The organism is Candidatus Pelagibacter communis (genome assembly GCF_001180165.1).
Taxonomy (GTDB): domain Bacteria; phylum Pseudomonadota; class Alphaproteobacteria; order Pelagibacterales; family Pelagibacteraceae; genus Pelagibacter; species Pelagibacter ubique_P.
In genome coordinates this window covers 1-589 of record NZ_CVSQ01000009.1, presented here as the reverse complement: position 1 = coordinate 589, position 589 = coordinate 1, and the positions used below count along the sequence as shown (strand labels likewise).

The 589-nt window shown below is 28.0% G+C and carries 1 protein-coding gene; it reads left to right on the top strand.

Translation table 11 applies throughout. The annotated features are described in order from the left end of the window. Positions 1-78 precede the first annotated feature (78 nt). Complete coding sequence (locus AMN88_RS00815; RefSeq protein WP_075535999.1) at positions 79-549, top strand: tripartite tricarboxylate transporter TctB family protein; 471 nt, start codon at positions 79-81, stop codon at positions 547-549. Positions 550-589 lie beyond the last annotated feature (40 nt).

Genomic DNA, 589 nt, shown 5'->3' with positions numbered 1-589 from the left:
AAACAAACTCAAGAAATGACAGCTCTTATGAAAAAACTAGGAGTTATATAATCCTTAGGATTATTTGAAATTAGAGCAGTGAATATAAATACTACAAAAGTTATATCACTGCTCTTTTTTATTTTTTCAGCATTTTATTTATATACCGCTTATCAAATTCAGGTATTTGCATTTGATGAAAATGCACCGTTTAATGCACGAACATTTCCAATCTATTTAGGTTATGCAGGATTATTTTTTTCTGGATTAAAACTTATTCTACCAGATCCAAATACAATTAAAGTAGAACATAAAAGCTTAGAGTATAAAAAAACAGGCATTCTTATACTGATTGCAATTATTTATGGAGCTACAATTTTAAAAGTTGGATATTTTTTAACTACGTCTTTATTTTTATTTGCGTCTTATTATTTTTTAGGAGAACGAAGATGGATTTTAATGTTTTTATTATCCTTTCCATTTGTTGCTGCCTTTATGTATCTCCTACACGGTATTCTTGATATATATTTGAGGGATCCATTCTTACAATCAATAGGAGTTATGGGATGATTGAAGGAATATTAATTGGATTAACAACAGCACTTACTTT